Raw genomic sequence first — 14881 nt, 5'->3', positions numbered from 1 at the left:
ATATTCCTTAGTTATGAACATTTATAAAATAAATAATTAATAAAAAATTAATTTTTTGTAAATTAAAAAACTATGCTTAAATTAAGCATAGTTTTTTTCTTTTATGCTGTATGTTTTTGATTTGAAGTGTTTTCTTTAACTTTAAAATTGTATAAAACTAAAAGTATAGCGGCTGCTATAATTATCACATATCCTATTATAGCTGTTACTTTTGGGAATGTTCCAAATACAATAAATCCAAGAGCGGCAGAAAATACTACATCTACATAGGAAAAAATAGCAATTTCTCTACCTGGAGCATATTTGTATGCTGAAACCATGGCAAATTCAACAACGATATAACAAAGTCCAGCAAGAATTAAAAATATAGTTGTATGTAATGATAAAACTTTATAATCCATTAACATAAATGGAGTAAGTATTATTGCAGAAACAAAGTTATAGAAGAATACTACGGTAGATGGAGAAGCTTTTTTTCCTAAAAATCTCATAGAAACAGCATCTCCACCATTCATTGCAGCACCAAAAATAGCAGCAAGAGCAGGAGCAATAGCAAATTTTACGCTAGTTGGGTTTATTACAACTAAAGCACCTAAAAATCCAACACAGATTAATACAATTTGCCATAATCTAATTTTTTCTCTTAAGAATATAAATGAAAATATTACAACAAAGAATACGCTTAAGTCTTGAAGTACACTGGCTGTTGATAAAATTAAATATTGCAAAGCATAAAGGTTAGCTGTAATTCCAAGTATTCCACATATAGTTCTCATAGAAAGACCTAAAATATTTTGTTTATTTCCAAAGTAACGACTTTTATCCTTAAATCCATAAGCTTTAGCTACAGCAATAAAACCTGCGATAGCACAAATTCCATTTCTATAAACAGTTTTTTCAGCTACTGGAATATGACCTGCTGACTTTAAAAGAGTGTTTGTAATAGCTAAAAATAAGCCAAATATAAGTATATATATAAGACCTTTTGTTTTATTATCTAAATTGTTAATTTTTTCTGACATTATATTTTTGTGTGAAGCCACACATCCTCCTTAATAAAATTTTTCTTTTGTATATTAGTAAATTAATTGATACTTTTGTTAAAGGCTAGTATCAAGAGCTTTTTTAGTTTCTTTAATTTTAAAGTTATATAAAACTAAAAGTATAGCAGCTGCTATAATTATTGCATATCCTATTATAGCTGTTACTTTTGGGAATGTTCCAAATACAGCAAATCCAAGAGCGGCAGAAAATACTACATCTACATAGGAAAAAATAGCAATTTCTCTACCAGGAGCATATTTGTATGCCAAAACTATGGTAAAATCAACTACAGTATAGCAAACTCCTGCAAGAAGTAAAAATATAGTTGTATGTAATGATAAAACTTTATAATCCATTAACATAAATGGCGTAAATACTATTACAGAAACAAGGTTAGAGAAAAATACTACAGTAGATGGAGCGGCTTTTTTTCCTAAAAACCTCATAGTAACAGAAGTTCCACTATTCATTGCAGTGCCAAAAATAGCAGCAAGAGCAGGGGCAAGAGCAAATTTTACGCTAGTTGGGTTTATTACTACTAATGCGCCTAAAAATCCAACACAAATTAATACAACTTGCCACAATCTAACTTTTTCTTTTAAGAATATAAATGAAAATATTACGACAAAAAATACACTTAAATCTTGAAGTACACTAGCTGTCGATAAGATTAAGTGTTGCAAGGCATAAAGGTTAGCCGTAATTCCAAGTATTCCACAAATATTTCTCATGGAAAGACCAAAAATATTTTTTCTATTTCCAAAGTAAAGGCTTTTATCTTTAAATCCGTAGGTTTTAGCAAGAAATACAAAACCTGCGATAGTACAAATTACATTTTTATAAACAATCTTTTCCGCAATAGGAATAGGACCTGCTAATTTCAAAAATGTATTCATAATAGCCAAAAATAAGCCAAATATAAGTATATATATAAGGCCTTTCGTTTTATTATCTAGATTATTAATTTTTTCTGACATTATATTTTGTGTAAAAACACTTCCTACTTAGTAAAATTTTTTATCTAATAAATTAGACTAAGAACAATTATAATACAAAGTTTAAAAAAAATTAAGGGATTTTATGAAAAAATTTTTTGAAATGGATTAAAGATATGAAATTTTTTATGAGAGAAAAAGAAGAAATATAAAGGATAGGAAGGTTTTTGAAATATATAATACTTTAAATTAGATAATTATGGATTAAAGAATTTGAAAAAACTTAATATATAATTTAATAATAGAAGACTATATTAAATATTTTTCTTATACTATTTTTAGATATTATAAGCGTAGATATTTAATATAGTCTTGCATTTATATAAATTAAATATTATATAAAATAAGTTATATAATATTTAAATTAAAGTAGCCAAGCAGGATATTTTTTTAAATATCCGTGCTACATTATTATATTTTCCAAAATAATTTAAATAATTCTAAGAAATTTATGGAATTTATTAAATTAACTTAAAAACTAAATAACTTGGAATATAAAAAATTTTAAATAATAAGACTCATCTGAATTCCAAAGAATTGGATGATCTGAACTTTGTGTTCTAACTTCAATTTGCCTTAGAGTTCTTCTTGCATCATGGGCAGCTTCTAAAACTGTTTTTTTAAGTTGTTCTTCACTCATATAATGAGAACAAGAGCAGGTTGCAAAATAGCCACCTTTCTTTACCATTTTTAATCCTCTAAGATTTATTTCTTTGTAGCCCCTTATTGCTTGTTTTATTGTATTTCTAGATTTTGTGAAAGCTGGAGGGTCTAATATAACAACATCAAATTCTTTTCCATTCCTTGACCATTCTCCTAAAACATCAAATGCGTTATGACATTCAAATTTTACTGTGTTTTGAAGATTATTAAGCATGGCATTCCTAGTTGCACAGTCTACTGCATGTTGAGATACATCAATACCTAAAACTGATTTAGCACCTGCTATTCCAGCATTTAATGCAAAAGAACCTGTGTGTGTAAAGCAATCTAGAACATCTTTATTTTTACAAATCCTATGAATTGCAGCTCTATTTTCTTTTTGATCTAAGAAAAATCCAGTTTTTTGTCCGTTTTCTAAATCTACTATATATTTAACACCATTTTCAATTATTTCTATGTCTGTATTAAAAGGTTCGGTTAAAAATCCTTTAGTTTGTTCTAAACCTTCTATTTCTCTAGTTTTTATATCACTTCTTTCGTAAACACCTTTTGCATTATATTCTTCAACTAAGATTTTAACTATTAAATCTTTGTATTTTTCCATTCCTAAAGTTGATATTTGAATTACATAATAATCTTCAAATTTATCAACAGTAAGCCCTGGTAAAAAGTCAGCTTCGCCAAAGATAAATCTGCAAGAAGATGTGTCAATTACAGTTTTTCTATAATCCCAAGCATCTTTAAATCTTTTTTTGAAAAACTCTTCATTAATTTCTTCATTTATATCACGAGTCATTATTCTAATTGTTATTTTACTTCTGTCATTTATGTAGCCTTTTCCTAAAAAATAGCCTTTATGATTATAAACTTCAACTATATCTCCATTTTCATAATCACCATCATATTCATTAATTTCATCAATATAAACCCATGGTCTACCTTGTTCTACTCTTTTGTTTTTTCCTTGATGTAAATAAAATTTACTCGTCATAAAATTTCTCCTCTCAAACTATTAGCTTTAAAGATTATAACATAAAATGATTAATTATTGATGTTTATAAATTCTTTAATAAAATTGAGTGTTATATTATAATGAAGTTAATATTCTTAGAAAAGGATGATAAAAATGAATTTAATTACGTTGGAAAATATAACGAAAAGCTATTCAGAAAAAATTTTGGTTAATAATATATCTTTAGGAATAAATGAAGGAGAGAAAATAGGTCTTATTGGTGTAAATGGAACAGGAAAATCTACCTTTTTAAAAATTATTGCAGGTATAGAAGAGTGTGATAGTGGAAGTATTACAAAGGGAAATAGGGTTAGAATAGAATATTTATCTCAAAATCCTGATTATGATAATGAATTAACTGTTATAGAGCAAGTATTTAGAGGAAATTCTAAAGAAATGCAAATTATAAGAGAATATGAGGAAGTTTTAGAAAAAATAAATTCAAATACAGCAGATGAAAGTTTACATAAAAAACTTATAAATCTTCAAGGGGAAATAGATAGTTTAAATCTTTGGGATTTAGAAAGTGAGGCTAAGATAGTTTTAACAAAGCTTGGTATAGAAGATTTTAATGCTAAAGTAGGGAATTTATCTGGGGGACAAAGAAAGAGAGTGATGTTAGCTTCAGCTCTTATAACTCCATGTGAGCTTTTGATTTTAGATGAGCCTACAAATCATTTAGATAATGAAACTATAAATTGGCTTGAGGAATATTTAAATAAAAGAAAAGGTGCTCTTTTAATGATTACTCATGACAGGTATTTTTTAGATAGAGTAACTAATAGAATTTTAGAATTAGATAGAGGAAGATTATTTAGTTATGATGGAAATTATTCTATGTTCTTAGAAAAAAAGATGGAAAGATTAGAGATTGAACAAGCAAATGAGGATAAAAGACAAAATCTTATAAGAAAAGAATTGGCTTGGGTTAGACGAGGAGCAAAGGCTAGAAGCACTAAACAAAAAGCAAGACTTGATAGATTTCATGATTTGACTTCTCAAGAAGGATTAGTAACCAATGATAATATTGAGATTTCTGTTATGAGTAGTAGGTTAGGTAAGAAAGTAATAGAACTTCATGATATTTCAAAGACTTTTGGGGACAAAAAAATAATAAATGATTTTAGCTATATAGTTTTAAGAAATGATAGGATAGGTATAGTTGGACAAAACGGAGTTGGAAAATCAACTCTTATAAAAATTTTAGAAGGAAAATTAATTGCAGATAGTGGGGAAGTTATAAAAGGTGAAACAGTAAAGATTGGTTGTTTCTCTCAAGATGATAGTCACATGAATCCTGATATGAGAGTTTTAGAATATGTAAAAGAAGCAGGAGAATATTTACCAACAGCAACAGGTGATAGAATAACTGCCTCTCAAATGTGTGAAAAGTTTTTATTTGATGGAACTATGCAGTGGACTTTAATTGGAAAATTATCAGGTGGTGAAAGAAGAAGACTTCATCTTTTAAAGATTCTTATGGAAGCTCCAAATGTATTGCTTTTAGATGAACCTACTAATGATTTAGATATAGAAACATTAAAAATTTTAGAGGACTATTTAGATGATTTTAATGGTGCAGTTATAACAGTATCTCATGATAGATATTTCTTAGATAGAATTTGCAATAAGATATTTTCTTATGAAGGAAAAGGCGAGATAAAAAAATATGAAGGAAATTATAGTGATTATTTAATCCACAAGGAAAAAGATAAAGTTGTTGATAAAGAAGAAAAAACTGTGGATAAAAATAAAATTTCTGTGAATAAAAAAGTTGAAAAGATTAGAGAGAAAAAATTAAAATTTACTTTTAAAGAGCAAAAGGAATTTGAAACTATTGATAGTGATATAGAGATTTTAGAGAATAAAATTATATCATTAGATGAAGAAATGAGCAAATATTCTAGTGATTTTTCAAAACTTCAAGAACTTATGAAGGAAAAAGAAGAGGTCGAAAAGAATTTAGAATTTAAATATGAAAGATGGGAATATTTAAATGACTTAGCTCAAAAAATAGAGGAAAGTAAGAAACAATAGTGTTAAGTTATGCATATATTTAGATTATGCTAAATAATATGATAGTGAGTTGCCATATATTTTATGGCAACTCATATCAGGGTTTAAAATTTAATTATCATAATTTAAAAAAATACAATATGAGTATAAAAAGGGGACTATAATATGCAAAAGAATAATCATTTTAAGTTTTTTAAAGATAATAACATAGAAAAAATAATTGATGAAGTTGAAGATAGAATTTTTAAGATTGTTGTACCTATAAACAAAGAAAATAAAAATTCGATTCTTATAGTTTTAAAGGCACCAAAACCTTATCAATTAGAGGATTCAATGAAAAGTTTAAAAAGAGCTACAAAGTATCTTTTAGACCATGATGATGAATTTGGAGGAATAAAAAGAATTAGTTTTGTATTTGTTTTTCCGTGCATTGAGTATACAAAATATGCTTTAGAAGAAATATTCAAAACAAAAGGAGAATTATTCTTATTAGGCAACGAGGGAATATGGCAAAATGGTGAATTTATAAAAAATGATTTAGTAATATTTGAAGAAATGATAGATTGTAATCATATTATTTTTGCTTGGGGGGAACCGCCAATAGGATTAAAATCTATTTTTGAAGATAGAATACAATATATATTAAAGGGTTATAAAACTGTTAAAAATAATTGTTTTGATTTAAAAAAGACCTATGTTGTCGGAAGTAGTACAAGCCAAGGATATCCAAGAGCTTGTTCATCATGGGCAAAAGATATGGAACTTATTGAATGGCAAATTTAAACTATAAAATTTATAGTAATATTAAGAGCAAGAAAATTAAGGCTATGATTATCATAATCATAGCCTTAAAGTAATTAATTATTCATTTCAGTTATTAAATTTTCTATTTTAAGTTTGCATCTAGAACCTTTACATGAACCAGTACAAGCACCAGTATCTTTTATAACTTTATCTAATGTATCAGCTCCTAATTTTATTGATTCTTTAATTTTAGCTTTTGATATAGCTTTACATACACAAACTTTAGTCATTTTATCTAAAACAATTTCTTGTAAATCTTTATTATCCATAAAAATTCCTCCTAGTGAGTTAGTTTAAATTACTATTTATAAAGGATATTTTAATTAATTTAATTATATCAAAATAAGTCATAAACATAAATAATAATAAATATTTATTAATAATAAAAATAAATATTTAAAATATTTTTAATATTTGTTTAATTAAATAAAAAAGTGGGTAATATCATAGCTAGAATTAGAAAGTGTTAGGAGATGTGCATGAAAAAGAAAAGTAGAGTTATAGTGCTATTACTTGTATTTTTAATTTTTTTTATTTCAAATAATGCTTTAGGAGTTGAAATAGAAAACATTTTAGAAAGAGAAGAAGTTTATGAAAATAAAGATTACGAAGAATTACAAGAAATAAATAATGAACTAGATGATAATAAAGAAGAAAAAATAGATATTTTAAATTATAGTAAATGCATTTTAGAAATTGAGAGATTATATGATTTATTGAATGGAGATTACAGCAATTATAATTACGAAGAAATTGTTGATGAGTTTTTGCAAGTAAATTTAAATGATTTAAATGATATTATAAGATATCTAAATGATATACATGTTGTAAATGATGAAATTAAAGAGAAAATTATAGACTTAAATGATGGTAAGATTAATACCGTTTATGAAATAACAGATATTTTAGAAAAAATTATTTTATATTATACAGACTATAAGTTTGAAGAAGATAAATGCATGGAATTAAACAATAAAGAGAGTATAGAATTAGAAGATACAGATATGCATGATGAGATAATTTATGTAAAGGATAGTTATGATATCAATGAAATTAATAATTCTTTAGATATAGAAAATTCAATCCAAAATGTTGAAACATCTGAAGAGTTATTAAGTGATAATAGGGTTAGAGAAGTGTCTGAAAGAAATAATTCTAATATTATATATAGCGCTGATACGAAAAATGTTAATAAAAATGAAGAAAGCTATAAGGTTAATGTTTCAAACTTAGAAATAATAAAAGAAAATGATAAATTAAAAATAACTTTTAAAATAGATAGTAATTTAGATTTGAAAAATGAAAAAAATGATTTGAAAATATATATAGGAAATAAGAAAATGGATAATAAAGTATTAATAACTAAGGATAAAAATATAGAAAAATACTTATATTTAGAAAATATAACTAGTATATCTGGGGATATTTTAAAATTTGGTAAGGATGATATTTTAGTAGATGGAATGTATACAGTTATTTTAAGTGATGAAGAGCAAAAAGAACTAAATAGTGTCGGATTAGAAAATTTAATAATAAAAGCACAAGTTAATTCGGATAATAAAGTTAGCAGTGTAGTTGGATATTTAAAAGAAGAAATTGCTTTAGAAAATAGTAATTTAAATAGTTTGAATGATAAAGATGAAACTCCATTGTTAATAGCGGAAAGTGATAGTGAAAATGAAAAAAGTCAAAAAGATATTGCTAATACATTACCTAAAACAGGAATATTTCCAGTTAATTATTTGTCTTTATATGTAGGTATTTTCATGTTTTTATTAGGAAGTTTTTTTATTGGGTATAAAAAAATAGATAACTAGACTTTATTGACTTTTTTAGGAGGCTATTATATAATTTTTTTAGTAACTTTGATCAGGGCAAGTACTTAAATTCAAGCCTTTTAGAGAGTGATTGGTTGGTGAAAAATCATAGGAAAATTTAAGGAATATCACCTGTGAGTTGGATGCTGAACGAAAGTTTTATTTTTATTAAGTTATCCCGTTTATCCACGTTACAGGATTAAGGCATAATATGTGCTTTTACGAAACTTAGCAAGAAACCTTACTTATATAATTTTAAAATTTATTGCTAAGATAACTATGCAATTTAGGTGGTACAGCGAATATACTTCGTCCTTTAGAGGACGGAGTTTTTTGTTTTTAAAGGATTTTTTATATATCTGTCTAAAATTTACTTAGTAAGCAAATAATTAATTAGTAAACCAATAATTAATTATTTATTATGATATACATTTAATAATGAAAGGAGTTTAGGTTAATGTATAAGAAAGTTGAACTTCCAAAATCAGGTTTTGTTGGAATCGAAAAAGATATAGCTGATTTTTGGAAAGAAAAAGATATAAAGCAAAAGAATTTTGATATGAATAAAGATGGAGAATATTTTACTTTTTATGATGGACCTCCAACTGCAAATGGAAAACCTCATGTAGGTCATGTTTTAACTAGGGTTATGAAGGATATTATTCCAAGATACAAAGTTATGAAAGGGCATAAGGTTATAAGAAAAGCAGGTTGGGATACTCACGGGTTACCAGTTGAGCTTGAAATAGAAAAGAAGCTTGGAATTTCAGGAAAACCTCAAATAGAGGAATATGGAGTTGAAAAGTTCGTTAAAGAATGTAAGGAAAGCGTATTTACTTATGTAAGCATGTGGGAAAAAATGACTGACCAAATAGGATATTGGGTAGATATGGAACATCCTTACGTTACTTATCATAATAATTATATAGAATCAGTATGGTGGGCTTTAAAACAAATGTGGGATAAAGACTTACTTTATAAGGGTCATAAAGTTATGCCATATTGCCCAAGATGTGGAACAGCTTTATCTTCTCATGAAGTTGCTCAAGGATATAAAGATGTTAAAGACTTAACTGCAATTGCTAAATTTAAAGTAGCAGGAGAAGATAATAAATATATATTAGCTTGGACAACAACTCCGTGGACATTACCTTCAAATCTAGCTTTATGTATAAACAAGGCATATACATATGTTGAAGCAAAAATTGAGGATGAAATAGTTATATTGGCTAAGGATTTAGCACCAAAAGTTTTAGGTGAAGATTATGAAATAATTAGAGAATTTCCTGGAACAGAATTACTTGGAACTAAATACGAACAATTAATGCCTTTTGGAAAAGTTGAGGGAAAAGCTTTTGAGGTAATTCATGGTGATTATGTAACTTTATCAGATGGTACTGGTATTGTTCATATAGCTCCAGCTTATGGTGAGGATGATAGTTTAGTTGCCAAAGCTAATGGAATTACTTTTATAAACTTAGTTGATAGAGAAGGTAAATTCGTAGAAGAAGTTACTCCATGGGCAGGTAAGTTTGTAAAGAAATGTGATGAAAGTATTTGTAAATGGCTTGAGGAAAATAACAAATTATTTAAAGCTGAAAAGCACCTTCACTCATATCCACATTGTTGGAGATGTGATACACCTCTTCTTTACTATCCAAAAGAGAGTTGGTTTGTTGCAATGACAACTCTTAGAGATAAGTTATTAGCAAATAACAATAAAATAAATTGGTATCCAGACAACATAAGAACAGGTAGATTTGGTAAGTTCTTAGAAAATGTTATTGATTGGGGAATATCAAGAGATAGATATTGGGGAACTCCTCTTCCAATATGGGAATGTGAATGTGGTCACAGAGAGTGTATAGGAAGTGTTGAAGAACTTAAGGCAAAGGGAATTAATGTTCCAGATGGAATAGAACTTCATAAACCATTTATAGATAATGTTCATATTAAATGTGAAAAATGTGGAAAAGAAATGACTAGAACAGCAGAGGTTATTGACTGTTGGTTTGACTCAGGTTCAATGCCATTTGCTCAACACCATTATCCATTTGAAAACAAAGAATTATTTGAACAAAACTATCCAGCTCAATTTATATCAGAAGCTGTAGACCAAACAAGAGGATGGTTCTATACATTACTTGCTACATCAACAGCAATTTTTGATAGAAATCCATTTGAAAATTGTATAGTTTTAGGTCACGTTTTAGATAAAAAAGGATTAAAAATGTCAAAATCTAAAGGAAATGTAGTTGATCCATTTAGCGTTTTAGATACACAAGGTGCAGATGCTACAAGATGGCATTTCTATACTGCAAGTGCTCCATGGCTTCCAACAAGATTTTCAATAGATGATGTTGCAGAAACTCAAAGAAAGTTCTTAAGTACATTATGGAATGTATACTCATTCTATGTTTTATATGCAGAACTTGATAACTTTAATCCATTAGATTACAAAGACTTTGTATCAGATAATGTAATGGATAAATGGATGATGTCAAAGCTTAATACTTTAGTTAAAGATATTGATGAACATTTAGATAATTACAGAATAACTCAAGCAGCTTTAGAAATTGAAGAGTTTACAGATGAGTTATCAAACTGGTATGTAAGAAGAAATAGGGCAAGATTCTGGTCAGAAGAATTAACTGATGATAAGATAGGTGCGTATACAACTTTATACAGAGTTTTAACTACTTTAGTTAAAGTAGCTGCTCCTTTTGTTCCATTTGTAACAGAAGAAATATATCAAAATTTAGTGGTTAATTTAGATAAAGAAGCTAAGGAAAGTGTTCATTTATGCATATGGCCAGAAGTTTCAGAAAAGGCTATAAACAAAGAGTTAGAAAAAGAAATGGACTTAGCGTATAGATTAGTTAAGCTTGGAAGAAGTGCAAGAAATGCTGCTAATATTAAGAATAGACAGCCACTTTCAGAAATGTTAATATCAACAGATGCTCTTCCAAAATACTATGGAGATATAATAAAAGACGAACTTAATATAAAGGAAGTTCAATTTGGAGCTGATCTTTCTGCTCATGTTAAGTTTAAAATAAAACCTAATCTACCTGTTTTAGGAAAGGCTTATGGTAGACTTATACCTGCAATAAGAAAAGAAATAGCTAGCAAAAATCAAATGGAACTTGCACAAAAACTTCAAAATGGAGAAGTAGAAGTTATAAATGTTAATGGAGTAGAGATTGAACTTAATAAAGAAAATTTACTTGTAACAATGCAAGGTTTAGAAGGATATGCATTTGCTGGTGAAGGACAAATTGGTGTAGTTTTAGATACTACTATTACAAATGAGTTAAGAGAAGAAGGTCATGTAAGAGAAATAATATCAAAAATTCAAAATATGAGAAAAGAAAATGGATTTGAAGTTTTAGATAGAATAACTCTTTATTTAGCTAACAATGATATGCTTATGGATGTTGTTAAAAAGTTTGAAGATACAATAAAGAAAGATACTTTAACAGAAAAAGTTGTTTACGGTTCTGATAAAAACTATGTGGATACTGTAATAAACGGTGAAAATTTAGGTATAATTGTTGAAAAAATCTAGTTGTTAGTTGATATGAAAACTGAGTATTGGCTTAAGTTATAAAGCCAATACTCTTTTTAAATTATTATAAATTTTAATGATTTAGTGATGCAAATAATTGCATAGTTAGATAAAACGTATTAATATTATTAGGTAGACTAATTTAACAACTGTTATTTTAGAATAAAATGTTTATGTTATTACAAAGAATAAGTATATGATTTTTAAAATCAATATAGCTGAATTTGGTTAAATACTAAGTTTTTGAGTAGAATAATAAAAAATGGATAAATATAAATCCCTTGTATAAAATGATACTAAATATTATAATAGATTATTGGTGAAAAAATGAGGGTTGATTAAATTAAATATTTTAAAGAGGAGATGAAAAGTACATGGCAGCTTCAATTAAAGATGTAGCAAAAGAGGCAGGTGTATCTATTGCTACTGTATCAAGAGTATTGAATGATATAGATGTAGTAAATGAAGAAACTAAAAAGAAGGTTTTAGAAGCAATAAAAAAATTAGGTTATAGACCTAATATTGTTGCTAGAAGTTTAAAAACTCAAAGAACTAGAACAATAGGAATACTTATCCCTGATATATCAAATCAATTTTATCCTGAAATAGTAAGAGGGGCTGAGGATGTGGCAAACATTTATGGTTATAATGTTATGCTTTGCAACTCTGATTTTGATACGGATAAGGAAAAAGAATATTTAAGAGTTTTAAAAGAAAAGATGGTTGATGGAGTTCTTTATATGAGTTCTTCATTAGAAAATGATATATTAGATTTAATAAATGAATTAGATGTAAAAACGGTATTAGTTGAAACAGATGATAAAAATGCTGATTTGCCAAGTGTTACAATAGATAATGTAAAAGCTACATATGAAGTAACTAAATACTTAATAGATAAAGATATTAGAGATATAGCTTTTATAGGTGTTAGCAGAGAAGATAATAATGCTTGGAAAAAAAGATTTACTGGATATAAAAATGCATTGCAAGAAAGTAATATAGAGTTTAGAGAAGAGTTCACATATTTCCATAACTTAAAAGTGGAAACAGGATACACTGGGGTTATAGAGATGTTAAATAGAGGAGTAAGTCCAAAAGCAATAGTATGTGCATCTGATGAAATTGCCATGGGTGCAATAAATGCTCTAAGAGATAAAGGTTTAAAAGTTCCAGAGGATGTAAGTGTTGTAGGTTTTAACGATATAGATCTTGCAAGAGCCTTTTATCCTAAGTTAACAACAGTTTATCAACCAATGTATGATATGGGTTCTGTTGCTATGAGAATGCTTATAAAACTTATAAATAATAAAGTTTTAGAAGAAGGACATTTTGTATTAAACTATAAGTTAGTTGAAAGAGATAGTTGTAAATAATTATTAAAAGTTTTATTATTGATAGCAATAAAAAAGGCAGAGGAATTGATCCTTCTGCTTTTTTTATTTATATTATAAAATACCCTCAGTTTTAAGAATGCTTTCTAAATCTTGAACCTTTTTTGTAAGGGAAACGAACTGTTCCTTTAAAACTTCTTTTGACAAGTCATTTGAATCTAATATTTGCTCTAAATTTTCAACAGCTTTTAAAGCATTTTCCACTTCTTGTTGAGCTAGTTTTAAATTGTCTTCGTTCATAAAAATTCTCCTTTGGATTAAATAAAATATAACTGTTAATTTTATGTTATCACTACTAAATGGTTAATGCAAGGCATATATTAATATGAGATTAATAATTAGGAGATAATATGATAAATTACATATGGTTTTTTATAATAGCTTCAGGAGTATTATTTGGAGTGTTTACAGGGCAAGGAGCAGTTATATCAAAAGGTGTTATAGAATCAACTGAAAGTGCTACAAGATTTGTAATATCATTAGTTGGAATTATGTGCTTTTGGTGTGGAGTTATGAAGGTTGCTGAAAAAAGTGGATTGACTGCTAAAATTGCTAAACTTTTAAAGCCAATACTAAAAATGATTTTTAAAGAGAGTGCTAAAAGTGAAGAGGCGCTAGGTGCAATTGTTATGAACTTAACTGCTAATATGCTTGGTCTTTCAAATGCAGCAACTCCTTTTGGTATAAAAGCTATGGAAGAGTTGGATAACATAAATAATAAAAAAGGAATTGCATCAAATGATATGGCTCTTTTTTTAGTTATGAATGCATGTTGTATTCAGCTTTTACCATCTACCGTAATATCTATAAGGGCAGCTGCAGGATCAAATAATCCAGCAATTATAATACTTCCGGCATTAATATCAACTGCAGTAGCGTGTATTGTTGGAATTATATGTTGCAAAATACTTCAAAGATATTTTTAGAGGTGCTATATGGGAAATTATTTATCAAGTAGTTTAGTTCCATTAATACTTTTAATTATAGTATGTTATGGAATGATTAAGGGTGTTAAAGTTTATGAGTGGTTTATAGAAGGGGCGAAAGATGGACTTAAAGTTTGTATAAGAATATTTCCTCCACTTCTTGCTATGCTTGTAGCTGTAAGAATATTTAAAGATGCTAATCTTTTGAATTTACTTAATAATTTTTTTGCACCAATAGTTAGTTTGATAGGTCTTCCAAAGGAATTAGTTCCACTAGTTTTCATAAAACCTTTATCAGGTAGTGGTGCTCTTGGGATTTTTACAGAAATAATAAATACTGTTGGGGCGGATACTAAAACAGGACTTATAGCTTCAGTAATAATGGGAGGGACAGAAACTATATTTTATACAATAACAGTTTACTTTGGTGCAGTTGGTATAAAGAAAATAAGACATACTCTTTGGGGAGCAGTTATGGCAGATTTGGTAGCTATAATAATGGCCATATTTATGACTAATCTATTGTTTTTTTAAACCTTGCTTAATGTGTTTAGGCAAGGTTTTTATAGTTGCAAGAATTTAAAATATTTATTTTAGTTTATGAAAAAAGGCAATCATATAAAGAAATTAGGTATTAGTAATATA

General features: G+C 27.4%; 12 protein-coding genes and 1 other annotated feature. Of the genes, 7 read left to right on the top strand and 5 right to left on the bottom strand.

Features of this window, described 5'->3' with window-relative positions; translation table 11 throughout:
• Positions 1-101 precede the first annotated feature (101 nt).
• From DR020_RS05500 to DR020_RS05490, 3 genes are all read right to left on the bottom strand, one after another.
• Entirely contained in the window at positions 102-1043 is a 942-nt protein-coding gene (locus DR020_RS05500) for a DMT family transporter (RefSeq protein WP_112365442.1), read from the bottom strand.
• A gap of 57 nt (positions 1044-1100) precedes the next feature.
• Complete coding sequence (locus DR020_RS05495; RefSeq protein ID WP_112365441.1) at positions 1101-2021, bottom strand: DMT family transporter; 921 nt, start codon at positions 2019-2021, stop codon at positions 1101-1103.
• 496 nt (positions 2022-2517) lie between these two features.
• Positions 2518-3693 carry a class I SAM-dependent rRNA methyltransferase gene (locus DR020_RS05490; RefSeq protein WP_112365440.1) on the bottom strand — a complete coding sequence of 392 codons (1176 nt, stop codon included), beginning with the start codon at positions 3691-3693 and terminating at the stop codon, positions 2518-2520.
• Between the two features lie 135 nt (positions 3694-3828).
• Between DR020_RS05490 and DR020_RS05485 the strand changes: the two genes are divergently transcribed.
• On the top strand, positions 3829-5751 hold the full coding sequence (locus DR020_RS05485; protein WP_112365439.1) for an ABC transporter ATP-binding protein: 1923 nt from the start codon (positions 3829-3831) through the stop codon (positions 5749-5751).
• A gap of 144 nt (positions 5752-5895) precedes the next feature.
• Positions 5896-6513 (top strand): hypothetical protein, encoded by a 618-nt coding sequence (locus DR020_RS05480; RefSeq protein WP_055258776.1) that lies wholly within the window; start codon positions 5896-5898, stop codon positions 6511-6513.
• 74 nt (positions 6514-6587) lie between these two features.
• Here the strand turns inward: DR020_RS05480 and DR020_RS05475 are convergent, their stop codons facing one another.
• Entirely contained in the window at positions 6588-6803 is a 216-nt protein-coding gene (locus tag DR020_RS05475) for a (2Fe-2S)-binding protein (protein ID WP_055258774.1), read from the bottom strand.
• A 210-nt stretch (positions 6804-7013) separates the two neighbouring features.
• Here DR020_RS05475 and DR020_RS05470 point away from each other — a divergent pair, with 210 nt between their 5' ends.
• The 3 genes from DR020_RS05470 (at position 7014) to DR020_RS05460 (ending at position 13292) form a co-directional block, all read left to right on the top strand.
• Positions 7014-8351 carry a hypothetical protein gene (locus DR020_RS05470; RefSeq protein ID WP_112365438.1) on the top strand — a complete coding sequence of 446 codons (1338 nt, stop codon included), beginning with the start codon at positions 7014-7016 and terminating at the stop codon, positions 8349-8351.
• Positions 8352-8390: 39 nt separating this feature from the next.
• Positions 8391-8671, top strand: a binding site (T-box leader).
• A gap of 137 nt (positions 8672-8808) precedes the next feature.
• Positions 8809-11919: an isoleucine--tRNA ligase gene (ileS, locus tag DR020_RS05465; protein ID WP_112365437.1), complete on the top strand. Its 3111-nt coding sequence runs from the start codon at positions 8809-8811 to the stop codon at positions 11917-11919.
• A 374-nt stretch (positions 11920-12293) separates the two neighbouring features.
• Positions 12294-13292, top strand: a complete 999-nt coding sequence (locus DR020_RS05460) for a LacI family DNA-binding transcriptional regulator (RefSeq protein ID WP_055258768.1) — start codon at positions 12294-12296, stop codon at positions 13290-13292.
• Between the two features lie 72 nt (positions 13293-13364).
• On the opposite strand, the gene DR020_RS05455 is transcribed toward DR020_RS05460, so the two are convergent.
• Complete coding sequence (locus DR020_RS05455) at positions 13365-13550, bottom strand: hypothetical protein (RefSeq protein ID WP_055258765.1); 186 nt, start codon at positions 13548-13550, stop codon at positions 13365-13367.
• 110 nt (positions 13551-13660) lie between these two features.
• Here DR020_RS05455 and DR020_RS05450 point away from each other — a divergent pair, with 110 nt between their 5' ends.
• Together DR020_RS05450 and DR020_RS05445 are read left to right on the top strand one after the other, a co-directional pair.
• Positions 13661-14236 (top strand): nucleoside recognition domain-containing protein, encoded by a 576-nt coding sequence (locus tag DR020_RS05450; protein WP_055258763.1) that lies wholly within the window; start codon positions 13661-13663, stop codon positions 14234-14236.
• A 9-nt stretch (positions 14237-14245) separates the two neighbouring features.
• A complete protein-coding gene (locus DR020_RS05445) occupies positions 14246-14770 on the top strand; it encodes a spore maturation protein (protein ID WP_058993366.1) in 525 nt (174 codons plus the stop codon).
• The last annotated feature ends 111 nt before the right edge of the window (positions 14771-14881 follow it).

It is taken from the genome of Sarcina ventriculi (genome assembly GCF_900456775.1).
GTDB classification, from domain to species: domain Bacteria; phylum Bacillota; class Clostridia; order Clostridiales; family Clostridiaceae; genus Sarcina; species Sarcina ventriculi.
Note: the sequence above shows the minus strand (reverse complement) of the source record. Positions and strands in the feature narration are given on the sequence as shown.